Raw genomic sequence first — 24,233 nt, 5'->3', positions numbered from 1 at the left:
AGATGTGTATAAGAGACAGGATGGGGAGATGGGGAGATGGGGAGGATAGAGGCGCGATCGTGGTTGACGATTTGCGGCTCATTGATCCCGGATCATTGTTCATTGCTGATCATTGACCCCTTAGAATGGGTTCAAGTCTTTAACTTGAATTCCCATTTTTTTGATTAGGCATGACTCACGCAACCGATGTTGGAACCCTGGCACGCTGGATGGCAGCGGATTTTAGTAATCAGGCACAAGCGTTTGAAAATCCACCCTTCTTTGCCCACATTCGGGTTTGTATGCGACCGTTGCCCGTGGAACTCTTGTCTGGGGTAGGGTTATTTTTGGAGCAAGCGTATGATTACGCCTTAAATGATCCCTACCGCATTCGGGTATTAAGGTTATTTGTTAAGGACGATCGCATTGAGCTAGAGAACTACAAAGTCAAGGAAGAGGAAAAGTTTTATGGGGCTTCGCGGCAGCCAGAACGACTTGCCCAACTCAGCCTCGACCAGTTAGAACACATGCCGGGATGTAACATGCATGTGGAATGGACGGGGCAGAGCTTTAAAGGTCGGGTAGAACCCGGAAAAGGCTGTGTCGTAGTGCGAAAAGACCGGACGACCTATTTAGATAATGAATTTGATATTAATGCTGAACGAATGATCAGCTACGATCGCGGACGTGATCCCGAAACGGATGAATTGGTTTGGGGTGCGATCGCGGGACCGTTTCATTTTGTGCGCTGGGCGAGCTTTGCCGATGAAGTGAAGGTTTAAATCTATGTACGATTTGCTGCTGCGTCATTGTCGCTTGTTGCAAACTGACCAGACGATCGCAGAGGTAGATATTGCGGTTGAACAGGGTAAGATTTCGGCGATCGCGCCCCATCTGCCCGGTCACGCCAAAATCACCTTGGATATCCACAAGCATTTGGTGAGTCCGCCCTTTGTCGAATCCCATTTGCACTTGGACTCTGCTCTCACGGCGGGAGAACCGCGTTGGAACCAAAGTGGCACTCTGTTTGAAGGGATTGAGATTTGGCGGGAGCGTAAACAAAACTTGTCGCTGGAAGACGTAAAGCAACGGGCGATCGCCACATTGAAGCAGCAGGCAACCCAGGGCGTATTATTTGTTCGCAGCCATGCCGATGTCAGTGAAGCAAGTCTGACGGCTCTTCAGGCACTCTTGGAGGTGCGGGAAGCGGTCAAGGGTTGGATGACTCTGCAAATTGTGGCGTTTCCCCAGGATGGGTTCTATGGCGGTCCCCAAACCAAGATTTTAATGGAAAAGGCGATCGACCTGGGGGCAGACGTGGTGGGAGGGATTCCGCATTACGAACTGACTCGCGAGGATGGCGTTCAATCCGTTCACCAGATTTTCGCCTTAGCAGAAAAATACGATCGCCTGATCGATATCCATTGTGATGAAATCGATGACGAGCAATCCCGGTTTTTGGAAGTGGTTGCTGCCTGTGCGATCCGCAGTGGTTTCGGAGCCCGCGTTTCCGCCAGCCACACGACGGCCTTCGGGTCGTACAACAATGCCTATGCCACCAAACTCATGGGCTTTTTGCGCCAGACGCAAATCAATTTCATTGCGAATCCCTTGATTAACATTACCCTCCAGGGGCGGACAGATACCTACCCCAAGCGGCGAGGCATTACCCGCGTGAAAGAACTCTGGCAAGAAGGGTTGAATGTTAGTTTCGGACATGATTGTGTCCAGGATCCCTGGTATTCCTTTGGTAGGGGAAATATGCTAGATGTGGCATTTATGGGGCTGCATGTCTGTCAAATGACGGGAATTGCCGAAATTAACGCCTGTTACGACATGATCACTCGCAATGGTGCTAAAACCCTGCATGTCGAGGATCAGTACGGAGTGGAAATTGGTAAACCCGCGAATTTGATTGTGCTGGATGCCAAAGACCGTTATGACGCGATCTGTCAACGTTCTACCGTTTGTTATGTGATCGCTCAAGGAAAGCTGCTTGCTCGGACTGAAGCCCCCCGCCCCCACTGGTATGGGGCAGCCGGATGTTGATGGAGTTCTTAATTTTTGTCGCGTGGAATAATCCGCGAAAGTGGGTATTTTGAGTGCATGTTGATAACTCAAAATCCCTTATGGTTAGCACTAAACCGCGATCGTTTGACCCCAGGGCTGACTTACCGTTCCGGTTCTGGAAATCATTTCGGGCATTATTTGGGTTAGCCCTATTAGTCGTGCTGACTCTGAATGCCTGTGGTCAGTCCCAATCGCTGCAACCCCTGAAAGTGGGTGTCACCACCTGGCCGGGATTCGACATTATCTTATATGCCCAGGAGGCTGGCATTTTTAAGCAACGTGGCTTAGAGGTGCAGCTAATTCGGTTTGAGAATCAGCAGGACTCTGCCAGAGCCGTGTTGCGGGGATCGTTAGATGCCTCTTTCTCCTCCTTGTGGGATGTGATGCAGGTTGATCCAGGAGAGGACAAGCCAGAAGTTCTGCTTGTTTCCAATATTTCCGCTGGTTCGGATGGCATGGTTGCCCGATCGGGGATTCAGTCTATTAAAGATCTCCCAGGTAAACGTGTGGGAGCCAAGCTGGGTACGGTCAATCATTTAATTTTGTTGGAAGCCTTAAAGCTGCATCAGATCCCGCCGGAAGCTGTCACGATCGAGGATGTATCGAATGAGACAGCCGTGGAATTACTGCGGAAGGGTAAGCTAGATGCGGCTGTCGTCTGGCAACCTTTATTAGGGGAAACGGCAACCGCGATCAACGGCAAGATTATTTTTACCACCGCAGAAGTCGATAGTTTAGTCATTGACACCTTAATGTCCCGGTCTAGTGTGGTCAAGGCTAAATCCGCTGAGTTGGTTCGCTTCATGCAAAGTTGGTTTGATGTCATGCACGCTGTAGACACTCAACCAACCGACGTGTATGACCGGGTGGGGCAAGCGTTAGGGCAAACAGGGGCATCGTTCGGTAGCGATTATGCAGGACTGAAGAAAGGCGATATCGCCATGCAGCAACGCATGTTTCAGTCTGCCAGCCGGTTGAAAGCCGCGATCGCTCAAATGGCACAATTACTGCAAGCCGATCCGCGATCGGGACGAGTCCCGCGAGAAGACTTGGAGATTAATTCCGCATTGGTGACAAGCGCGATGGCAACCTGGAATCCTTAAGCACAAATGTCTCTTCTCCATTGGTTAAACAAGCAAAGTCTGTCTACACAGCTCCTCTTGGGGCTAGGGATCTCTCTGGCTACCGTCGGACTCAGCACTCTGGGCGTGAACTACTACCTGATCCAGGCAGGAATGGAAAACCAGATGCGAGAGCGGGCACAGTCAATTACGCGATCGTTAGAGTTTGCCACCGAGGGCTTGCTGGAACTGGAGAATAAAAGCTTACTCCGCCGAGTGGTACAAAACTATGCCACCTTGCCAGCCGTGATGGAAATTGCGATCGTGGGGGCTGACGGGTTCACTCTGGTTCATAGCGCTGAACCCATGCAGCAACGGGTATATGCATCGATCCATCCAGAACTTGCCCAGCCCCTGGAACAGGCTGCCACAACTGGCAAAGAGATTAACCGTGAGATGGCGGTAAATGGGAAACCGACCTTAGTCAACCTATTGCCCTTTCGGAGCGTTCTGTTTGGGCAGTCTGGTAAACGGGGAGTCGCGATCGCAATTATTGATCTGCACCAGATGCAACAGGAAACGGGCAAAACGCTACTGACCTCATCCTTAACGCTGTCAGGGGGCATTGTGCTGATTCTGTTGCTGATGACCGCCCTGATCCAGCGCAACTTGTTGAGTCCCTTAAAGGCTGTGAATGACGCAGTGGCCCGTAGCAAGCAGGCAGGCGCTTTTTACATGCCTAGAGGTCTGCCTGCCAATGAGATCCGGTTTCTTGCGAGCACCTTTGATGATGTCTTTCAGCAATTAGAAGCTTACGAACAATTACAGGCAGAAATTACCCAACGGCGGCAGGTAGAGGCGACCCTCCGAGCCAGTGAAGCGCGGGAACGCACGAAATCTCAGCAACTAGAGCACGCCCTGCAAGAACTTAAACAAGCCCAAACCCATCTGATTCAGAGTGAGAAAATGTCGAGCCTGGGGCAATTAGTGGCTGGGGTAGCCCATGAAATTAACAATCCTGTTAACTTTATTCATGGCAATATTCTCCATGCCGATCAATACACTCAGGATTTGCTGGAGTTAATTCACCTGTATCAGGAGGCGTACCCGAATCCAGTCCCTAAAGTTGCTACAAAAACCTCTGAAATTGATTTAGAGTTTCTGCAATCTGATTTGCCAAAACTGCTGGCTTCGATGAAGGTGGGGGCGGAACGAATTCGCGAAATTGTCAAATCGTTGCGATCGTTCTCCCGCTTAGATGAGGCAGAGGTGAAACGGGTCGATATCCATGAAGGGATTGATAGCACCCTGATGATCCTGCAAAATCGGATGAAGCCCAAAGTCGTGCGGATACAGGGGAAGGAGTATCACTATCCCGAAATTCAAGTCATCAAGCACTATGGATTTCTGCCCCCGATCGAGTGCTACGCCGGACAGCTAAATCAGGTGTTCATGAATATCCTCAGTAATGCGATCGATGCGCTAGAGGAAGACATCGGACGGCAAATGGTCAAAGCGGCTACCAATCAACTCGCGGCTGCCAATCAACTCGTGCCGCACCGCCATGAAAAACGCTTACCGACTCCTACGATCCAAATTCACACCCGGATGAAAGGCGATGATTGGGCAAGCATCCACATTATTGATAATGGACCCGGAATGCCAGAAGCCGTCCAAAAACGCTTGTTTGATCCGTTCTTCACGACTAAACCCGTCGGTAAAGGCACAGGCATGGGCATGTCCATTAGCCATCAGGTGATCACAGAACGCCATCGCGGCAATCTCCACTGTGTCTCTGCTCCCGGTCAAGGTGCCGAATTTATCATCGAAATTCCCGTTCGCGCGATCGGGACAACCTAAAAATCCCAACATCCCCGCTTACTGGGCTTGAGTTGACCTGGAACCGCCTGTTCTACCGCTTGCACCAGGCTGGAAGCCACTCGCGCGGCATGGGGACGAATCAATGACCACAAAATCGGCGATAACCATCCCCGTAGTGTCACTGAATAGGACACACAGGCTCCACAAACCGTTGATTCTACCTGATAGGTAATTTGCTCCTCCAAACCGGGCATGACTAAAATCCGTACACTCAACAATTCCCCAGGACGGACTCGCTCCACAAAAATTTGAATCGGGATTGGCACCCGTCGTGTAAATGCCTGATAAATTAACCCCGGTTTAGCCACTAACCCATTGGGAACATTAGTGCTTTCTAAAATTGGATGCCAGGACACATCTGCCAGATCGATAATCTTGTGCCACAACTCATCAACCGAGGCAGAACTAATGGCTCGATAGGTTCTGGCTAATGAACACTGAAACCGCCGCTTCCGATAGTTAATTAATCTGGTTAGAGTGTTAAACATCGCCACACCTTTGCCCTATCAAATCGGTTGAGAACACTCAGTCGATCGAGGAGCTGACCTCAGCATTCACTCTCTCACATCGGCTAAATCTGCCTCTCTATCTCAAGTAAGTTACTTCCAGCAACAGCCTAAGCTTGGGTCGCTGATTGTAAGGGCACAAGACCGTTACAAGGGGATGCACTTTCTTGAGACTGCTTCTAGACTAGCGCTCTCAGGCTAATTAGAATAGCCTCTGCTAATTGAGTTGGTTGGCAGGACAATTCGCGATAGGCTAGGGGAGTTGACTCTTTTCAGGGCGATCGAGCTTCAGTCATCTAGCGTTTGGGTTTACTATTTTTATCCTTTCGTCGTGTATCGCAATCAATAGCCACCCATTTGGTGCCGACAATTTTTAGAAAACTTATCTGCTGACTACAAATCTCATCGATAATAGTAAACCGTTAGGTTTTTGTGAAAAAATCGGTTTTTGGTTCTGGCTATCTGCGGCTCGGCTTTGGGCGCTGGCAACTAACCATCCATTGTCCCTCTAATCACTAGCGTGTCTCTGGAACAGTAATTATGACGGCATTTTCAACTTCTGAAACAGCTTCATCAAATCCCTTAATTCCTCCCTCGGACTCCCGGCAGCGAGTCAGCCAGTTTTTGCGAGATATCCAGGATCGGATTTGTGAGGGATTAGCTCAGGCAGACGGAGTTGGGCAATTCCAGGAAGATAGCTGGGAACGCGAAGAGGGCGGCGGCGGCCGATCGCGGGTGATTCGCGATGGCGGTGTATTTGAGCAAGGCGGAGTCAACTTCTCAGAAGTCTGGGGCAAGGATTTGCCACCCTCCATTCTGGTACAGCGTCCAGAAGCCGCCGGACATGGCTTCTATGCGACCGGAACCTCAATGGTGTTGCATCCTCGCAATCCCTATATCCCGACCGTCCATTTAAACTATCGCTACTTTGAGGCGGGTCCCGTTTGGTGGTTTGGTGGCGGGATTGATTTGACCCCGTACTACCCCTTTGTGGAGGATGTGATTCATTTTCACAGCACCCTGAAGCAAGCCTGTGATGCCCATCATCCGGAGTATTACCCTACCTTTAAGCTGTGGTGTGATGAATACTTCTATCTGAAGCATCGGCAGGAAACTCGGGGAGTTGGGGGAATTTTCTTCGACTATCAAGACCATCGAGGCAATCTGTATCATGGTCCAGATGCTAAGGGTCTAGCGGCGCAACACAGTCAACAGGTGGGGGATGTGGGTGAGCGCACCTGGGAACAACTATTCGCCTTTATTCAAGCCTGTGGCAATGCCTTTCTGCCAGCTTACTTGCCGATTATTGAACGGCGGCGATCGCAGGAATATGGCGATCGGGAGCGGAATTTCCAACTTTATCGGCGGGGACGTTACGTTGAGTTCAACCTCGTCTACGATCGAGGTACGATTTTTGGGCTACAAACGAATGGACGCACTGAGTCAATTTTAATGTCCCTGCCTCCCTTGGTGCGCTGGGAATACGGCTATCAGCCAGAACCGAACACTCCCGAAGCCCAACTGTATGAAACGTTTCTCAAACCTCAAGACTGGCTGAATTGGACACAACCAACCTCGGAAGTCTGAGTTAGACTACTGAGATAGGAATTGTTTGTAATTATTGGAAAGTGTTGGAATTTTCCATTTTGTGTCAAAACTAAGTTGAGTTATATCAGTAAGCCCTCACGGGCGAGGTTTACTCACTCATGATGGTTGGAACTTACGGAGCTAGTCTCAATGACACGGCGACTCAGTTGGGCCAAGTTTGTCCCAGATGCACAGGGTTGAGGCTCATTGCGGATCCTTTTTCAAAAACATCACCCCAAATATCCACAGTTTCTAGGAGAGGGTAGTTGATCCCTATGGAGCAGAAATCAATTCACATGGAGCAAAAAACCTATACCACCCAGGATGGGACAACGGTGATTGTCCTGACTCCCTCTGGGCGGTTAGACATCACAACTGCCTGGCAGTTTCGGCTCAAGCTCCAAGAGTGCATCTCTAAACTGAGCCACCATGTGGTGGTGAATCTGGGTCAGGTGAACTTCATTGATAGCTCAGGTCTAACTTCTCTGGTCGCCGGGATGCGGGATGCTGACAAAGTTCGCGGCAGCTTCCGCATCTGTAGCGTCCATCCAGAAGCCAGACTGGTATTTGAAGTGACGATGATGGACTCGGTTTTCGAGATCTTTGACACTGAAGAGGAAGCTCTGGAAGGGGTACCTCGCGGTATTGCCAGCTAAACGGTAATAGTCCGAATTTTAGTGTCAGCCACCATCAGCCATGCGATCGCAAGGGGGGAGGGACGTGTTATGTCACCTCTCTCTCTCGTTCGTTTTTAGCCGATAGTCATCCGATCTGTTCGCGGGTCGCCATATCCCAGGTAAATGCCTGACGTTTGACGAACTGGTAGGGTCCCATTAAGGCTCCCCACAGTCCCTGCCCCGTCTCCGGATCAACGCCCTTGTCGTAACTCAGTAAGATATCTGGACTTGCCGCAAACCCTAAGGACACTTGCCGCAGTTCTCCCTGGTAGCTAAAGCAACACCGAGCCGCCGCCGGTAAGGTCGCGGTAAACCAATAGGTCGTTGGGGATAGGGGGTCTACGGCAACCTCTAAGCGGCACCCCGGCAACAGTTCCAGTTGATCAGGGGTCAATGCGGCTAACCGCTCTGGATTGGCACCCGCTCCTTTGAACGCATCTGGATCGTTAAAAGCATAATATTGCACCTGTAGCGATTCTTCCTGCCCTGGCGGTTGACATAACCGTAGCAAGCGTTGGCGATAGGGATAGTCCGGCGTGACTACATTCGCCTGTTCTGCAAACAAGGCCAGGCTGTCGTCGGTAAATAGGGCAACCGGACGCTGCCATAACCGGAGTGGTACATACCAGGTAGGATCCGCGATCGCTTGTTCACGGTTGTCAAATTCGCCTGCCAGGTAGTTAGCCAGGGTCAGCAACAGGGAAGAAATAGCCATAACCAAATTTGCTCCAGTAATTCCATTGCCACCAGGCGTAGGACGCTACAGAATCTCTGATAAGATAAAGAGTTTGCAAAGGACTCGATGCTGCAAGGAGATAGCCCACTATGGCGCGGATGTATTATGACGCAGATGCCAATTTAGATCTATTGGCAGGGAAGACGATCGCGATCGTCGGTTACGGTTCCCAGGGCCACGCCCATGCCCTGAACTTGAAAGACAGTGGCATGAATGTCGTAGTGGGGTTATATCCCGGCAGCAAGTCGGCTCAAAAAGCCAAAGATGCTGGTTTGACTGTCCTTCCCGTTGCCGAAGCCGCTCAGAAAGCAGACCTGATCATGATCCTGCTGCCGGATGAAGTCCAAAAGACGGTTTATGCCAACGAAATTGCGCCTTACCTAACAGCCGGGAAGATTCTGGCGTTCGCGCATGGCTTTAATATCCACTTTGCTCAGGTTGTGCCTCCCAGCGATGTGGATGTGATTATGGTGGCTCCCAAAGGTCCCGGTCATCTGGTACGCCGCACCTATGAGCAAGGCGAAGGCGTTCCCTGCTTATTCGCTGTTTACCAGGATGCCACGGGGCAAGCTCGCGATCGGGCAATGGCGTATGCTAAAGGCGTTGGCGGCACCCGCGCTGGTATTCTGGAAACCACCTTCCGGGAGGAAACCGAAACCGATTTGTTTGGTGAACAGGTGGTGCTGTGTGGTGGCTTAAGTGCTTTGATCAAAGCTGGATTTGAAACCCTGGTGGCGGCGGGTTATCAACCCGAACTGGCTTACTTTGAGTGTCTACATGAAGTGAAGCTAATTGTCGATCTGATTGTGGAAGGTGGCTTAGCCAAAATGCGCGATAGCATTTCCAACACGGCTGAATACGGTGATCTGACCCGTGGGCCTCGCATTGTCACAGATGAGACTCGGGCAGAGATGAAAAAAATTCTCACCGAAATCCAAACGGGTCAATTCGCTCGCGAGTTCGTCTTGGAAAATCAATCCGGGAAACCTGGATTTACCGCGATGCGGCGGCGGGAAGCGGAACACCCGATCGAAGAAGTCGGCAAGGACTTACGCGCCATGTTTAGCTGGCTGAAGAAGAACTAATTGGTTCAATCTAAGTCGTTCAACTAACCCTCTGGGCACTGCCCAACCCTATCCTCACCCTATCCCTCTCCCACGGGGCTACGGTGGACACACAAATCGAGTCGATCCTCCCCAACCCTCCTTAACAAGGAGGGATCCGAACCAAAGATATTCAAAGTCCTCCTTTTTAAGGGGGATTTAGGGGGAGCAAACCCGCATTTGCGACTCAATCAAAGATCTGTGTACACCGTAGCCCACGGGGAGAAGGGTTGGGGATGAGGGTAATAAACCAGCTAGTCTGACCCTGGACTAGAGCAGGAAGGGGGATGAGCGGTAAGATTGCCTTGTGTTGTTGAGGAAAGGATCTATGAGTAATCGGATTCAGGCTCAAGCTACAAAACTTTGGCAAACGATCGCGGCTCCTGAAACCGCTACAAGCTATCGCAACGTTTTATCCGTCACCTGGACAATTGTGCAGGAAGCCGCTTACTTGTTTTGGCTGGTGCTGTGTCTGGGCTTGGTATTCGTCGATTGGTTCTGGCGATTAGGCTATCGATCAGGGAGTGACCTGCGAAACTGGATGAGCAACCTGGAGGAGCCTGATCCCAACCGAATGTTAAGCACTACCGGAGAATCACTCGCCACCGTTGGCAAAACTGGGATGATTAAAGTTTTGAATACGGCCAAAGCTCAACTAGGGATGGAGGTTACAGAACCCCCGCCTGCCCCTGTCCGTCCGGCATCTGCCCCAGTCGCTTCCATCAGCCAACCTACGCCGCCTGAACCGCCAACGACTTCTGGTGGTACAGAGACGGAAAGCAACCCTTCTGATGAGGAGTAAAGCCTGCCTGGGAACTCAATCCATCCGTACAGTCTGCCGAGGAATCATTCAGGTCAGGATTTCTGAGCGCATAGTTTTTTTGCCTCTTGTAAGGTGAGTGGGCCTGCCGATCCTTTGCTGATGAGCGGACACCATTCCTGACTGACCGCCGTTCTAGCCTGATTGTAAAGTTCTGCCTGACTGGGGGGCACTAAGACCGCCGCCTGAACGGCTGTATCGTAATGTCGTCGTTGTGCCCGTTGCAGCGCGATCGTATAAATCGCATTGCTCCACAGCGCAATATTTTGCTGTGCCTGGGCATATCCGGGTTGTCCAGGCTGAATTTTACCCGCATCCTGAATCGCTGAGGAGAACGGGGAAGCATGATCATTCCGAATCAAAGCTTGCATTAAGCTACCATCCAGACTTTGAACGTCGATCGAGGAGTTTACCGGCGGTTTCACCTCTAATGGGACAACTGGAGATGGAGCCTCTACCGGGGAGGTGACTGTGGGCGACTGGACAGTTGCTGGGGGAGATGCCGCGATCGTCTGAGTAGATGCCACGATCGTGCCAGGAGTAGACGATGGGGATCTGACCTGAGTTGACTGGGATTGGGTGGGATTCGCTGGCTGTGCCATTACCGGTTGCCCTGGGAAAAAGGTTGACCAATTTCGCCACAGCACTCCTACCAGCAGGAATGCCGTTAACAGCCCACCCCACAGCAACATAGGTCGCCAGAAGACAGCATCTGCCATTTCGGGCTCCTCTGGAGTACCAGCATTTGCCTGGGCTGACAGGGGTGATGGTGAGGTCGGGGTTTGGTTCGGCTGGGTCATAGGGCGATCGTCCGTAAAGGAATGTGTAGCAAAGCCATTGCCATTGAGCGAGGAGGCTTTGGGGGTTAATGGTGTGATACGACTGGATGCAGAAATCGATTCAATGTGACTATGATGCCCATTCAGCTTGCCATTCGCTGCGATCGCAGGCGGTGGAGCTATGCTGGAATCACCTTGGGTAGCACCCTGACCATTTCTAGGCTGACCAGTCTTGGCAAAGTCCAGTGCGGCGGCAATCTCAGCCGCATTCGGTTGCCCGGATTTGATCTCATTTGTGGCAACGCTGGCACTGGCGGCAGGTAAGGCACTCTCGGTGATCGGGTTCCGCTCCATCGTGGGGGATGCCACCTGCGGCAAAATTACCTGGTGTAATTGCTCAGGCTGACAGATCGTGAGCGGTTGCTGCATTGGTTGCCAGGAATGTTCGCTGAGTTCAGGCAGACGATGATGCAAGTAACGATCGAGGCTGGCTAGAGTCGTGCATTGTTGATGGCGTAAACACTCTACTAAAGTGGCAGTAAACAAGCTCTGCCGTAAGGTCGCGACTTCATGGGAAAACTGCCCTGGTTGGCAAGATAGGATCGTCGCTACTCCAGACTCCTGCGCTAGCTGTGCCGTCTGTCTACCGACTTCCTGCGTCAACCCAGATCCCTGACTGCGGTTGACATCCAACAACACGAGGGTTGTTGCGGCGCTGGTTCGAACTCGCTCAAACACAGTGGCTAATGGAATACCAGTCGTAGAGAGGGTAGCGGGGTTTCCTTCTACAGGCATCAAGTAATCCTGTTCCTGCTCGCAAGCGCCATAGCCGCTGAAAAATAGCCAGAGGATATCACCGGGTTGCACCATTTCCCGACAGATGCGATCGATCCAGTCCAGAATATTTTCCCGGTTGGGATAGGTCGATTTACCCCGAACGGGCGGAGAATTATCACTCAACAAAATGCACCGTTCTGGCAAAAATCCTGCCTCACTTGCCAGAATATGGCGCAACGCCTGAGCATCTCGCTGGGCGTAGGTCAACGGTTGAAAAAATTGATATTGATTAATCCCAATCGCGATCGCCCACTGTCTCATACCAGATGCCCCACGTCTCTTACTCGTTAGTATGCCCAACTGTTTGGTTTATTCTCTCAACTGGATGATTAATCCCCTGGTTTAGCCCCCTGGTGACTCCGATCGCAGGTTCATCTCCTTACCTCTACTCAAGCTATGTCTATGCTCAAAGCAAACCCCATTTCAAGACCAGATGAGCAGATTAAATCGCTGATTTAGGCAGTTCAAACAAATTGCTACCCTATTCCTACTATAAGGGCATATAAGTAGGGAGTTACTAACAGTTATTCTCCTTATGACTGATGCTTAATTGTTTATCTACCTTAATGCTTAAACAATCAGCCTATATGCCCTTTCTCAGCCATCAACCTGGAAAAGTGGCAACGAATTGAACTCTATTTTGCTTCAACAATAGTCCAGTCAGAGCCAGGAGGAACTAGGATGCAAACTGCTCATAAATTGTTACAAAACTCCTATGAACACCGTGATTCAGATCACAATCAGAAACAGAATGTCGATCGCGGAAGTTGGCGCTTTCTCAAGACATTTCCTCACCGTATTTTATCGATCGGCACTGTGGGGTTACTCTGTTTGACTGGAGGCTGGTTACTCCCCTCCATCGTCATGCCGCTCAGCGTCCAGGCGTATGATGCCCAAACGAATGTGCTAATTGATGTGGGAGCCGGAGAAAGTTTTGAAACTGTATTACGCCGAGCGGAAGCCGTTGCCCGAGCCGCTGCTCAACGTAGTTTCGATCGCGACATTTTAATTTCTGATGTCACGATCTTTGTTTCCGCCCAACACGCAGGGGCGATTTCCCCGATCCTGACCTTAAACGCCAGTCGTCTGCAATGGCGGAGTCGTCCTGATGCCCGCCGTTGGGCAACCTACTACCCTTCTGCCAAAACTCTCTTAGGCATGGATGCGTCTCCCCAGCGCGTCGCTACTCCGCCCACCCAACCAACGCCAACCGTGACCAATCCTGGAGCGGTTCCTGTAGTTCCTGTTCCCGTTGCCGTTCCCGTTCCCGTTGCCGTTCCGGCAGGGACAGTGCCCCAGACTGGCACCCCAATTCAGCCAGGAACTATTCAACCCGGTACCGTTCAACCCGGAACAACAACTCAACCCGGTGGGATTCAACCGGGGACAACCCAACCCACGCCGACTCAGCCGGGAACCACTATTCAACCGGGGACAAGCCAACCTACGACTACCACGCAACCGGGCACAACCCAGATCATTCCCGATCGCATTCCAACCCCTGGAACAATTGGTCGGTAGTTTGCTCATCGGATAACCCGATCGGAGGGATTGTCTCTAAAGCTGCCGCCAGACGATCGCGGGGCAATCCCTCCAAAATAGGGTTGATGAATTATCAAAATTTATCTATGGACAAGGGTGACTCTAACGAATTAGTCAGTTGACTTTATTACGCTCTGTTGCAAACTTTGTTAAGCAGTATTTCAACTTCCCCTGATCTGTTGGAATCGGCGCAAGTTGCAGCAAATGTCCATGATAGGATGCTTTCTCGTAGCTTCGAGAGATTTAGGAGAAGACCTTTGGCACTACGGGTTGCTGTTGTTGGTGGAGGTCCAGCCGGTTCCTCTGCTGCTGAAGTTTTGGCAAAAGCTGGTATTGAAACCTACTTATTCGAGCGCAAGTTAGACAACGTGAAGCCCTGCGGTGGTGCCATTCCGCTGTGCATGGTCAGCGAGTTCGATTTGCCGCCAGAAATCATCGATCGCCGGGTGCGGAAGATGAAAATGATCTCGCCATCCAATATCGAGGTCAACATCGGTAGCACTCTCAAAGATGACGAGTATATTGGGATGTGCCGCCGGGAAGTGCTAGATGGCTTTATGCGCGATCGCGCCGCCAAGCTAGGCACCAAGGTAATCAATGGCACGATGCACAAGCTAGAGATCCCAGGTAACGACAAAGACCCTTACATCCTGCATTACGCCGATCACTCGAACGGAACGCTGGAAGGGGAAAATAAAACCCTTGCCGTGGATTTGGTGATTGGTGCCGATGGCGCTAACTCTCGGGTCGCCAAAGCGATCGATGCGGGGGATTACAACTACGCGATCGCCTTCCAGGAGCGGATTCGGCTGCCGGAAGACAAAATGGCGTACTACGAAGATCTGGCAGAAATGTATGTCGGTGATGATGTGTCGCCGGACTTCTATGCCTGGGTCTTCCCCAAATATGATCACGTTGCGGTTGGTACAGGTACCATGAAGCCGAACCAGGCTCGGATCAAAGAACTGCAAGCCGGGATTCGCGCTCGGGCAGCCGCCAAACTGCGGGGCGGTAAGATTATTCGCGTCGAAGCTCACCCGATTCCCGAACATCCCAGACCTCGCCGGGTAGTCGGTCGCGTAGCGCTAGTGGGTGATGCGGCTGGAACCGTCACGAAGTCTTCCGGTGAAGGGATTTACTTTGCCGCTAAGTCCGGTCGGATGTGTGCTGAAACCATTGTGGAATTTGCTAACCAGGGGAATCGCGTTCCCACCGAGCAAGACCTCAAGGTTTACCTGAAGCGCTGGGATCGGAAATACGGTGCTACCTATCTGGTGCTCGATCTGCTGCAACGGGTATTCTATCGATCGGATGCTACCCGGGAAGCATTTGTCGAAATGTGTGCTGACATGGATGTGCAGAAGCTCACCTTCGACAGCTACCTCTACAAAACTGTGGTGCCGATGAATCCATTGGTGCAACTGAAGGTAACGGCAAAGACGATCGGTAGTTTACTACGCGGTAACGCTCTCGCTCCCTAATTTTCTTTGCACAACTCCATCAATTCCTACCTTAGTCAGCATGAAGGACTCCTCATGCTGGCTTTTTTATGGCTTTTTTAAGCGACCACAAACAAACCAGACTCAGCTAAATAGCGGCACAAATTCCTATAATGTTTTCTTTATGCTTTTGGGCAGGGTACTCTAGTTCAAATGGTTTAAATTGGCTTCTTGCTAAAGGTAGATTTGGCTGAGTAATCCTCATCACTCCGTCCACAATCCAACCCTGGTTGCAAGCAGTCATCCCTCCAGTTCTGCACCCTACGTTGTTCACGATGACGCACCACCCTGAATTAACTCCCCCCGCCAACCGTTGGGCTTCCCTGGTTAAACGGAGTATTCACCAACCCGGTTCCCTCGAATGGCTAGAGTCCAATATTGGTAACTTTTTGCGGGCAGCCCTACATGATTGTGGGCATTGGGATGCGATCGATTATATTTTTCCCGAACCAGTACCAGAAAATCGCTGGCTATTTGATTTTGAAACCAATAGTTTCATGGGCTATTTTCTCAGCCAATGTGAGGGGCACTACGGCTATTGGTCACATGACTACGCCTATCGTTCCCACTTTTTCCAAATTTTTGCCGATCCCGATAAACCATCCTACTACTCGACAGGCGACCCACCTGAGTATGTGATTGAAGCTCTAGCAAACCAGGGGATTGAAGTAGTACGGTGGGGCAAGTTTCTCCAATCCGAGCATCCTCTACTTCGTAAAGCCAAGGCAGAATGCCAAACGTTAAATCCACCGCTCTGTCAGTCCGTTGTTACAGCCATTTGGCAGCAATCCACCCCGGATACTTTCCTGACCGAGTGGGAAGCCCATAAAGCGACCTACCTGAACCAGCAGTGATTACAGCGTGATTGGGACGTTCTCGGTAGCGTCCCGATCGCTGCCTAACTCAGTTGAACGATCGACCAATTGCTGAACCTGGAGTCGATTCAGTTTGCCCTGGGCATTGCGAGGCAGTTGATCGACTGCCAACCAGCGTTTTGGATATTTAAAGCGACTGAGGTTGCCATCTAAAGCCGTCCTCAAATCCGTTGCTGTAGTGGCAGTCTCGATCGGCACATAAATGGCAGTAATCGCTTGCCCCCACTCGCGATCGTCCACGCCAATCACACAGACATCCTTGACTAACCCAGTCGCTCGAATCGCAGCTTCTACCTCTGCCGGAAACACATTCTCGCCACCTGTGATGATTTTCTGGCTATTCCGTCCGACCAGATGCAGATAGCCCTCGGCATCATAAAACCCTAAATCATCGGTTGCAAACCAGGCGGTTCCAGGTTCTTGTAACAGCGTGATCTGGCTAGAAGCGGTATAGTACCCCAGTGCCAGCGATCGCGCCTGTACCGTAATCACCCCAACCTGACCAATCGGCAAAATATTCCCCGCCTCACTCCGGATCATAACTTCCGCATGAGGTAACACCTGTCCACACCCCGATTTTCCCTGGAGAAAATCATCTGGTGGCAATGTGGCGATTTGGGATGCGGTTTCAGTCATGCCATAGGTTGGAGCTAACCGAATTCCCAGCGATCGAGCTTGCAAGAGTAATTCTTCCCAGGCAGGCGCACCGCCTAATAACACGGTTTGAAATCGAGTCAGGTACTGTCGGGCAACGGATGGGGATAAGAGACGATGTAATTGTGTGGGGACAAGAGAAAGAAAATACTCGGACGGATCAACGTTGACCAGGATTTCTGACTCCAAGCTGCTGAATGGCAGTAGGGTTAACTTGCCACCGGAGGTCAACGATCGCAGAAATTGCATTAACCCACTGACATGATGGGGGCGTAATACACAAAAGGAATTAATGCGATCGATTTGAAAGTATTGGCGGAATCCCGTTACGGCAGCCATCAGGGTATCCCAGGTGTGAATGGTGAAACGAAGTTGCCCGGAGGAACCGCTGGTGGGGATGAGAATGGCGGGATGGGGGAAGGAAAGGGTCGGGGAGATTAGGGAGCTAGGGACGGTGGGGGGGATGCCGTTGCCTAAGAAAATCTGGGGAGAGATGAATGTAGAGAGTTGTTGCCATTCGTTGACCCAGTTGGCATCGGCCAGAACAACGGTGCAGTGAGCGGCACAGGTGGCTAGGAAGTAGGCGAGGAATTTAGCTGGGTGAGAATCGGCAATTAAAACGGTTGGAGGCTGAAGCGGATCGTGGGATTGTAGTTCCTCATAGGTGTGTTGAGCCAACTGGAAGAACGATCGGCTGTCCTGTCCGATTAACCAATCCTCGTGTTGACGTTGGATTAAATAGGTGAGAGGGTCTGCCATAGGTGATCCGCGTCTGAGTCAGCATCTGGAAACCAGTGAGTCGTGCCATATCCCATTGCCCGATCGCGATTCCCAAATTCGGCAGCGAGATGTAAGCCTGCCAGTCGTCCGATCGCGGTTTCAAACACGGATGAGAACACAGCATCAATGGGGTGGTGTTGGCAAAACTGGCGCAGTTGGGCAGGGGAACCAACGATCGCGGGTTTAATCACATAAATGCCTTGCCAACCGTGGTGATAACAGGCTTGCAGGTGCGTCAGGGTAGAAATGGACTCATCCAGCGCGATCGGGGTGGCATAATTGGCAGCTAATTGTTGCATTAGTCCCAGTTGATCCGGTGGCAACGGTTGTTCAAGGAATTCAATGGGGTGGGTATGACATTGCTCTAACCAACGTTGTGTTTGGTCGTAAGTCAGCCCACCGTTGGCATCTAACCGCAATCGGCAATCTGACGGTAATCGAGCCACTAACTGAGTGAATAGATCTAATTCATCTCGCAACTTTCCTACGCCAATTTTCCACTTAAACGTGCGGTAGCCTTGCTGCCATAACGGTTTCCAGGCAGTAAGCGCGGCTTGCCCGGTTGGCAGTAAACCACTGGAGGCGCAATCTAGGGGCAGGTGGCGATCGTCCAGCGTCACTGCACTCCAGGCAGACTCAAAGCCAAATTGGCAGGCTGGCAGAGTTGCTGGAATTGAATGAATCAGATCAGTGGTCAGGTAGGGAGGTAGCTGGTGGCAAAACTCCAACGCTTGTTCCAGAGTTTCCGAGCCAAACCAGGGTAACGGGGCAATTTCGCCATAGCCGACCTGTCCTAAATCATTAGTTAGACGAAGGATGATCCCAGTGCGATCGCGCCATTCCCCATGATGGGTGGGCAGCGGTTGCCGGAAGACACGCCGATAGGGACGAAATTCCCACCGCATTTACGCACCAATCAACCCTGGCAGTAAAAAGCCTAAGCCCAGGAGTAAACCACTCCAAAAGTGCATTTCGATCGCGACAAACTTACTATTACTAATGCGATCGGGGTCATCGTGATGGGTATTCACATGTCGGATCAGTTTGATGGCAGCGGGTAGACTGGCAAATACCAGCAATGTCCATACTGGAAATAGCTGTAGCCCGGTGAATACCCCAGTCAACCCGTAAATACTGACACTAAACCAGGTCAAAACTTGTGCCCCTCGCTCCGTCCCCAACCGAACGATCGGCGATCGCTTGCCGACGGCGGCATCATCTTCCACCTGATGAAAATGGGAACAGAACAACACCAGACTGGTCGAAATCCCCACAATGACTGATGCGGCTAGATTGGCTCCTGGTTCAGCCCACGCCTGTGCCTGACTGTAGTAAGCAGCAGCAAACCCGATCGGCCCGAAGGCAAAGAAACAGAGGATTTCGCCTAACCCGTAGTAGCCCAATCGAAACGGTGGGCCTTGATAGAGATAGCCTAAGCCACAACACAGCAGAATCAAGCCAATCACGGTGAAGTCCTGCTGGATCGCGGCGATCGCGGCAATCCCTAGCAAGCCTGCCATTAAACAGAAATTGCCAATCCAGAAAATCAACCGTTGGTTGCCAGTCAAATTCACCAGGGAGTGGGTTTTATTCACATCAACTCCCGTTTCGGAGTCGAACACATCGTTACTCAGATTTTCCCAGGCAAGAATCAAGATCGCAGCCGTCAGAAATAACGTAAAAATGCCGAAGTGGAATTGTCCAGTGGCATGAGCCGCGATCGCACTACCGACCCAGATTGGCATAATGGCAACGCTATACATCGGTGGCTTAATCGCTGCCAACCATAACCGCTTGCGATCAGAAGTAAGCGGCGTTGCTGGCTGAACCGAAGTTGAAGGCTGAACCGTCTTTGTTGTCATTTCTTTACACGGGTTGAATGGAGGCTGAATCCGGTTTCTAGCAGATCACCCATTCTACGCCTGAGTGGATCACCGATTTTAATTGGAGTCCATAGACTTCAAATTTCGCAACAATTCAAATTTCGCAACAAATTGTCATGTTCCCAGTCCCCAACCTTTCGCAACTCCTTTGTCTGGGTCGATCGCAGAACTATACTGGGGTTGAAGTTCTCTTGCTTCTGTTACATGACAGTTACACCATACTGCAATAATCTGTTTCAAAGCCGTAAGAATCTACACCAATTTCTGTCAGCTTGTCAACAACAATTAAATGAAAAATCAAGCTCACAAATCATTAGTATTTCATGGCATATTGACTTAGTTGATCCACTGACTGTTTTACATAAAATTTCTCAACCTGAGCGACTGAGTTTTTATTTTGAAAAACAAGAGTTAGGCACAGGCATTCATTCTAGAGAAACTGGCTTTGCGATCGCGGCAATCGGTGCCGTTGCTCAACTGCAAATTGATAGCTCTAATCGGTTTGTGGAAGCGCAAAATTTTATGCAGTCGATCTTGAGCCAAACTGCGATTATTGGGGATACCCACCTACCGTTAACGGGACCTCACTTTTTCTGTAGTTTTGCATTTTTCGATGATGCTTCCAGTCGATTATCTGGGTTTCCCGGAACTACAGTCTTTCTGCCCGCCTGGCAAATTTCTCGGCAGGGAACTCACTGTACGATCGTGGCAAATCTCCGGTTAGATGCTCAGCTCAATCTGGAATTAACCCTGAATCAACTTTGGGCACAATTAGAAGCCATTCGCTCTATTCAATATGAACTCAAAACGCCATTAATTGAGCACCGCACTCTATTAAAAATTCAGGATGTCACCGATACTCACTACTTCAAACAAGCGGTACTTTCGGCGTTAGATCAGATTACCGCCCAGGAACTGAATAAAGTTGTGCTTGCCCATGCGATCGATGTCAGTTCGCCTCTACCATTTCATCTTGCTAATTCGCTGTATCACCTGCGACAACTGTATCCCGACTGTTACCTATTCTCAATTAGCAATGGTCAAGGGCAGACATTTATTGGTGCCAGTCCAGAACGGTTGATTCAGTTATACGATCGCCAGTTGGTTACAGATGCATTAGCCGGATCGGCAGCTCGGGGCAGAACCACGTTTGAAGATGCCCACTTTGCTGATAGTTTGTTAAACAGTGCCAAAGAAATGCATGAACATCAAGTGGTGATCGACTTTATTACCGGACGGTTGGTACAACTGGGACTGAAGCCACAGCGATCGCCGCTCCGCCTATTACAACTGTCCAATATTCAACATCTTCAGACACCGATTCATGCAAGTGTTCCGGCGCATGTGCATTTGTTGGACATTGTCGCTAAACTGCATCCTACCCCTGCCGTGGCTGGAGTTCCTAGAGAAATTGCCTGCGAGATTATCCGGCACCATGAACTGTTTGAACGATCGTTGTATGCTGCACCAATTGGCTGGGTCGATCACCAAGGGAATGGAGAATTTGCGGTGGGCATTCGTTCGGCATTAATCAACGGACAGGAGGCACGACTCTATGCTGGAGCCGGAATTGTTGCCGGATCAGATCCCGATCGGGAACTGGCAGAAATCCAGCTCAAACTTCAGGCACTTTTGAATGCGTTAGTTTAATGCCGATCGATTTCACCAATACAAATCTAGTGTGGACTTCGGTACTAACCGAAACTCTGTACCGCTTAGGACTAACCACTGCGATCGTTTGTCCCGGTTCCCGTTCTGCCCCCTTAGCGATCGCCGTTGCCAATCATCCCGAGATTGAAGCGATTCCGGTATTGGATGAGCGATCGGCTGCCTTCTTCGCGTTGGGCATTGCCCGTCAAACGCACCGTCCCGTTGCCGTCATTTGCACCTCTGGTACTGCCGGAGCCAACTTCTATCCCGCTGTGATTGAAGCTCGGGAAAGCCGGGTACCCCTGTTAATTCTGACTGCCGATCGACCTCCCGAACTGCGAGATTGCAATGCTGGGCAGGCGATCGATCAACATAAACTCTATGGTGACTTTCCCAACTGGCAAACCGAACTGGCTCTCCCTGCCGTAGACACTTCCCTACTCGCTTATTTGCGCCAAACCGTGATCCACGCCTGGGAATGTACGTTATATCCAGTTCCCGGTGTAGTGCATCTGAACGTCCCATTTCGCGAACCCCTAGCTCCCATTCCTGATCCGGCGGTACAAACGATCGCGGACCAGTTTGATCAGGACACCTTTTTCGCTTCAGTGATTCCCTTAGTTAACGCCACACCGCAACGGCTCTACACGGTTCCGGCTGTAGAATTCTCGGCTGGTTTACCGGAACGGGGGATTATTATTGCTGGCGTTGCCCAACCTCAACTCCCCGAACGCTATTGTCGTGCCGTGGCTGCCCTCTCCAAAGCTTTGGGCTATCCAGTTTTAGCAGAAGGGCTGTCACCGCTACGGAACTATGCCGATCTCAATCCGAATCTGGTTGCCAGTTACGACATCATGTTGCGGAACTCTACCCTAGCTGCCAAATTAGCCCCGGAAATTGTGATCCGCTTAGGCGAAATGCCGACGAGTAAACGGTTGCGTAATTGGCTGGAAGCGGTACAACCTCGCCAGTGGGTGATTGATCCCGATGGTCGCAATCTGGATCCCCTGCATGGCAAAACCACCCATTTACGGACTTCCGTAGAATACTTTGCCACCCGGACGATCGCCCTTGCCAAATCCTGTCCACCCCGATCCTCCCACTACCTGAATCAATGGTGTGGCATTGAACTGCGGATTCGGCACGCGATCGATCAGATGATGCAGGACACCAAACCGTTGATTGAAGCTAAAACCGCCTGGTTGCTCGCCAAAATTTTGCCTGCCGGAACGCCGCTATTCATCAGTAGCAGTATGCCGGTGCGGGATGTGGAATTTTTTTGGATCCCGGGCAACTCCAAAGTCAAGCCGTTCTTTAACCGGGGAGCCAATGGGATTGATGGCAGTCTGTCTACCGCCCTGGGGATTGCTCATCATCAAGCCAGTAGCGTCATGTTAACGGGGGATCTGGCTTTGCTCCATGACACCAACGGCTTTTTGTTGCGGCAACAGTTCGTCGGACATTTGACGATCGTCCTGATCAATAACAATGGGGGTGGCATTTTCGAGATGTTGCCAATCTCCCAATTTAACCCCCCATTTGAGCAATTCTTTGCCACACCGCAAGCCGTAGACTTTGCCAAACTCTGCGCCACCTATGGGATTGAACACGAAGCCATTGTTACCTGGGAGCAATTAGAACAGCGACTGAACCCCCTGCCCACCAGTGGCATTCGCGTCTTGGAAATTGTCACCGATCGCAAAGCCGATGCCCTTTGGCGGCAAAATAGGTTAGGAACGCTGAGTATCTCTATATGACGATCGACTGGCAGGTTGCCAAAACCTACGAAGACATCCTGTATCACAAAACCGATGGGATTGCCAAAATCACCATCAATCGCCCACACAAACGTAATGCCTTTCGACCTAAGACGATCGTAGAGTTATACGATGCCTTTGCCAATGCCCGCGAAGACACCCGAATTGGCGTGGTATTGTTCACGGGAGCCGGCCCCCATACCGATGGTAAATATGCCTTTTGTGCCGGTGGGGATCAAAGTGTGCGCGGACAAGCGGGGTATGTGGATGAAGCGGGTATTCCCCGGTTAAATGTCTTAGATTTACAGCGCTTGATCCGCTCTATGCCCAAAGTGGTGATTGCCCTGGTGGCTGGCTATGCGATCGGCGGCGGTCACGTCCTGCATCTGCTGTGTGATCTGACGATCGCCGCAGACAACGCCATTTTTGGACAAACAGGCCCCAAGGTTGGGAGTTTTGATGGCGGGTTTGGTGCCAGTTACCTGGCGCGGATTGTGGGGCAAAAGAAAGCCCGTGAAATCTGGTATTTATGCCGTCAGTACACGGCGGCTCAGGCACTGGAGATGGGACTGGTGAATACGGTTGTGCCGATCGAGCAACTGGAAGCCGAGGGGATTCAGTGGGCACAGGAAATTCTGGAAAAAAGCCCGATCGCCATTCGCTGTCTCAAAGCAGCTTTTAATGCGGATTGCGATGGGCAGGCGGGTCTACAGGAACTCGCGGGTAATGCCACCCTACTTTACTATATGACGGAGGAAGGTTCTGAAGGCAAACAAGCCTTTTTAGACAAGCGATCCCCCGATTTCCGCCAATATCCCTGGCTGCCTTAAATGTTGTCAGGACGAAGCACTGGGAAAAAATCCAGGCAATCTTCACAGAGTCGATTGCCCCCTACGCCCCCTACTACACTGCGTCTTTATACTTAGTGGCTGGCAGGGCTGCCCAGATATGCGTAGGGGCAGACATGGATGAAACTTCTGCTGCTTCGGTATGGTTGCTGACTCCCGTACCGGCTGATCCCGCTTCCGCCAGCCCTTGCATCGCTAAGGCTTTTTGTTGCCAAAGCATGATCCCCTCCAGGCTTTCCCAGGAAGGGGCAAAGGGTGGGATCGCCAGGGAGCAAGCCTTCCAACGACCATGCACCGTCACGTTTAACTTATGACAGGAGCCGCCCCGTCGTCCTTCCGGCGAATAAAATTGACAATGCCGGCAGGAAGTGATCGCAGAATCAGGGGCTGTCATATCGGTGGTCTCTCAAACGGGTTGTGATTCCATTCTGAGTCATCACTGGGGTGTAACTTTTGCAACTTCGGACTCCCTAATCATGGTGTAGTCAGCTTTGTAGCGATCATGGCAAATAATTGGCTTTTAGATTGTCTTCACTTTTACGAAAAAAAGTGAAATATCACATGTGATTAGTCTGCCCCTGGCTCAGGAAAACTAACGAGGTTTGGGCTAAAACCGATCGGGGATCAAGTGAAACTACAGTCATCTACCTTTAGATGGATTTGGTTTTGTTATCAGTCTTGGTCAGCGGGATCACTGAATTAACTTCAA

Annotated in this window: 21 protein-coding genes; 14 read left to right on the top strand and 7 right to left on the bottom strand. The window is 51.0% G+C overall.

All coding sequences use genetic code 11. The annotated features are described in order from the left end of the window. Positions 1 to 170: 170 nt before the first annotated feature. The 4 genes from ACN4EK_RS06730 (at position 171) to ACN4EK_RS06715 (ending at position 4,970) form a co-directional block, all read left to right on the top strand. Complete coding sequence (locus tag ACN4EK_RS06730; RefSeq protein ID WP_431656899.1) at positions 171 to 761, top strand: chromophore lyase CpcT/CpeT; 591 nt, start codon at positions 171 to 173, stop codon at positions 759 to 761. A gap of 4 nt (positions 762 to 765) precedes the next feature. Further along, positions 766 to 2,028: a cytosine deaminase gene (gene codA / locus ACN4EK_RS06725; protein ID WP_431656897.1), complete on the top strand. Its 1,263-nt coding sequence runs from the start codon at positions 766 to 768 to the stop codon at positions 2,026 to 2,028. Positions 2,029 to 2,108: 80 nt separating this feature from the next. Beyond that, positions 2,109 to 3,152: an ABC transporter substrate-binding protein gene (locus tag ACN4EK_RS06720; RefSeq protein ID WP_431656895.1), complete on the top strand. Its 1,044-nt coding sequence runs from the start codon at positions 2,109 to 2,111 to the stop codon at positions 3,150 to 3,152. A gap of 6 nt (positions 3,153 to 3,158) precedes the next feature. Beyond that, a complete protein-coding gene (locus tag ACN4EK_RS06715) occupies positions 3,159 to 4,970 on the top strand; it encodes a sensor histidine kinase (RefSeq protein WP_431656893.1) in 1,812 nt (603 codons plus the stop codon). Here ACN4EK_RS06715 and ACN4EK_RS06710 read toward each other — a convergent pair. Continuing rightward, positions 4,967 to 5,479: an SRPBCC family protein gene (locus ACN4EK_RS06710; RefSeq protein WP_431656891.1), complete on the bottom strand. Its 513-nt coding sequence runs from the start codon at positions 5,477 to 5,479 to the stop codon at positions 4,967 to 4,969. The genes ACN4EK_RS06715 and ACN4EK_RS06710 overlap by 4 nt on opposite strands. 558 nt (positions 5,480 to 6,037) lie before the next feature. On the opposite strand from ACN4EK_RS06710, the gene hemF reads away from it, so the two are divergent. Together hemF and ACN4EK_RS06700 are read left to right on the top strand one after the other, a co-directional pair. Further along, the gene (hemF, locus tag ACN4EK_RS06705) at positions 6,038 to 7,084 is read left to right on the top strand and encodes an oxygen-dependent coproporphyrinogen oxidase (protein ID WP_431656889.1); all 1,047 of its coding nucleotides are present in this window, start codon (positions 6,038 to 6,040) and stop codon (positions 7,082 to 7,084) included. 275 nt (positions 7,085 to 7,359) lie between these two features. Then, positions 7,360 to 7,740 carry an STAS domain-containing protein gene (locus tag ACN4EK_RS06700; RefSeq protein WP_431656887.1) on the top strand — a complete coding sequence of 127 codons (381 nt, stop codon included), beginning with the start codon at positions 7,360 to 7,362 and terminating at the stop codon, positions 7,738 to 7,740. Positions 7,741 to 7,846: 106 nt separating this feature from the next. Here ACN4EK_RS06700 and ACN4EK_RS06695 read toward each other — a convergent pair whose 3' ends face one another. Then, positions 7,847 to 8,476 carry a chromophore lyase CpcT/CpeT gene (locus ACN4EK_RS06695; protein WP_431656885.1) on the bottom strand — a complete coding sequence of 210 codons (630 nt, stop codon included), beginning with the start codon at positions 8,474 to 8,476 and terminating at the stop codon, positions 7,847 to 7,849. 110 nt (positions 8,477 to 8,586) lie between these two features. Between ACN4EK_RS06695 and ilvC the strand changes: the two genes are divergently transcribed. Both ilvC and ACN4EK_RS06685 read left to right on the top strand, forming a co-directional pair. Continuing rightward, on the top strand, positions 8,587 to 9,582 hold the full coding sequence (gene ilvC, locus ACN4EK_RS06690; protein ID WP_431656883.1) for a ketol-acid reductoisomerase: 996 nt from the start codon (positions 8,587 to 8,589) through the stop codon (positions 9,580 to 9,582). A gap of 346 nt (positions 9,583 to 9,928) precedes the next feature. Further along, positions 9,929 to 10,402: a hypothetical protein gene (locus tag ACN4EK_RS06685; protein WP_431656881.1), complete on the top strand. Its 474-nt coding sequence runs from the start codon at positions 9,929 to 9,931 to the stop codon at positions 10,400 to 10,402. Between the two features lie 53 nt (positions 10,403 to 10,455). Here ACN4EK_RS06685 and ACN4EK_RS06680 read toward each other — a convergent pair whose 3' ends face one another. Continuing rightward, a complete protein-coding gene (locus tag ACN4EK_RS06680) occupies positions 10,456 to 12,297 on the bottom strand; it encodes a caspase family protein (RefSeq protein WP_431656879.1) in 1,842 nt (613 codons plus the stop codon). A gap of 420 nt (positions 12,298 to 12,717) precedes the next feature. Between ACN4EK_RS06680 and ACN4EK_RS06675 the strand changes: the two genes are divergently transcribed. The 3 genes from ACN4EK_RS06675 to ACN4EK_RS06665 all read left to right on the top strand — a co-directional run bounded on the left by ACN4EK_RS06675 (position 12,718) and on the right by ACN4EK_RS06665 (position 15,931). Beyond that, positions 12,718 to 13,557, top strand: a complete 840-nt coding sequence (locus ACN4EK_RS06675) for a hypothetical protein (protein WP_431656877.1) — start codon at positions 12,718 to 12,720, stop codon at positions 13,555 to 13,557. Positions 13,558 to 13,835: 278 nt separating this feature from the next. Continuing rightward, positions 13,836 to 15,059, top strand: coding sequence for a geranylgeranyl reductase (chlP, locus tag ACN4EK_RS06670; RefSeq protein ID WP_431656875.1), 1,224 nt, complete (start codon positions 13,836 to 13,838; stop codon positions 15,057 to 15,059). A 293-nt stretch (positions 15,060 to 15,352) separates the two neighbouring features. Beyond that, positions 15,353 to 15,931: a hypothetical protein gene (locus ACN4EK_RS06665; protein ID WP_431656873.1), complete on the top strand. Its 579-nt coding sequence runs from the start codon at positions 15,353 to 15,355 to the stop codon at positions 15,929 to 15,931. Here the strand turns inward: ACN4EK_RS06665 and ACN4EK_RS06660 are convergent, their stop codons facing one another. From ACN4EK_RS06660 to menA, 3 genes are read right to left on the bottom strand one after another with little or no spacing between them, the layout of a single operon-like run. Next, positions 15,932 to 17,365 carry a 2-succinylbenzoate--CoA ligase gene (locus ACN4EK_RS06660; RefSeq protein WP_431656871.1) on the bottom strand — a complete coding sequence of 478 codons (1,434 nt, stop codon included), beginning with the start codon at positions 17,363 to 17,365 and terminating at the stop codon, positions 15,932 to 15,934. Next, complete coding sequence (locus ACN4EK_RS06655; RefSeq protein ID WP_431656869.1) at positions 17,341 to 18,291, bottom strand: o-succinylbenzoate synthase; 951 nt, start codon at positions 18,289 to 18,291, stop codon at positions 17,341 to 17,343. Before ACN4EK_RS06655 ends, ACN4EK_RS06660 begins: the two co-directional genes overlap by 25 nt. Further along, on the bottom strand, positions 18,292 to 19,248 hold the full coding sequence (gene menA, locus ACN4EK_RS06650) for a 2-carboxy-1,4-naphthoquinone phytyltransferase (RefSeq protein WP_431656867.1): 957 nt from the start codon (positions 19,246 to 19,248) through the stop codon (positions 18,292 to 18,294). A gap of 225 nt (positions 19,249 to 19,473) precedes the next feature. Between menA and ACN4EK_RS06645 the strand changes: the two genes are divergently transcribed. The 3 genes from ACN4EK_RS06645 to menB are packed head-to-tail and all read left to right on the top strand — an operon-like array spanning position 19,474 to position 23,506. Further along, a complete protein-coding gene (locus ACN4EK_RS06645) occupies positions 19,474 to 20,919 on the top strand; it encodes an isochorismate synthase (RefSeq protein WP_431656865.1) in 1,446 nt (481 codons plus the stop codon). Then, positions 20,919 to 22,676, top strand: coding sequence for a 2-succinyl-5-enolpyruvyl-6-hydroxy-3-cyclohexene-1-carboxylic-acid synthase (gene menD / locus ACN4EK_RS06640; RefSeq protein ID WP_431656863.1), 1,758 nt, complete (start codon positions 20,919 to 20,921; stop codon positions 22,674 to 22,676). Before ACN4EK_RS06645 ends, menD begins: the two co-directional genes overlap by 1 nt. Continuing rightward, positions 22,673 to 23,506 carry a 1,4-dihydroxy-2-naphthoyl-CoA synthase gene (menB, locus tag ACN4EK_RS06635; RefSeq protein WP_431656861.1) on the top strand — a complete coding sequence of 278 codons (834 nt, stop codon included), beginning with the start codon at positions 22,673 to 22,675 and terminating at the stop codon, positions 23,504 to 23,506. Before menD ends, menB begins: the two co-directional genes overlap by 4 nt. A gap of 73 nt (positions 23,507 to 23,579) precedes the next feature. On the opposite strand, the gene ACN4EK_RS06630 is transcribed toward menB, so the two are convergent. Beyond that, positions 23,580 to 23,918, bottom strand: coding sequence for a hypothetical protein (locus ACN4EK_RS06630; protein ID WP_431656859.1), 339 nt, complete (start codon positions 23,916 to 23,918; stop codon positions 23,580 to 23,582). Positions 23,919 to 24,233 lie beyond the last annotated feature (315 nt).

Source organism: Pantanalinema rosaneae CENA516 (assembly GCF_050753385.1).
GTDB classification, from domain to species: domain Bacteria; phylum Cyanobacteriota; class Cyanobacteriia; order Leptolyngbyales; family Leptolyngbyaceae; genus Pantanalinema; species Pantanalinema rosaneae.
The sequence above is the reverse complement of the archived record's forward strand: the minus strand, read 5'-3'. Positions and strand labels throughout refer to the sequence as shown.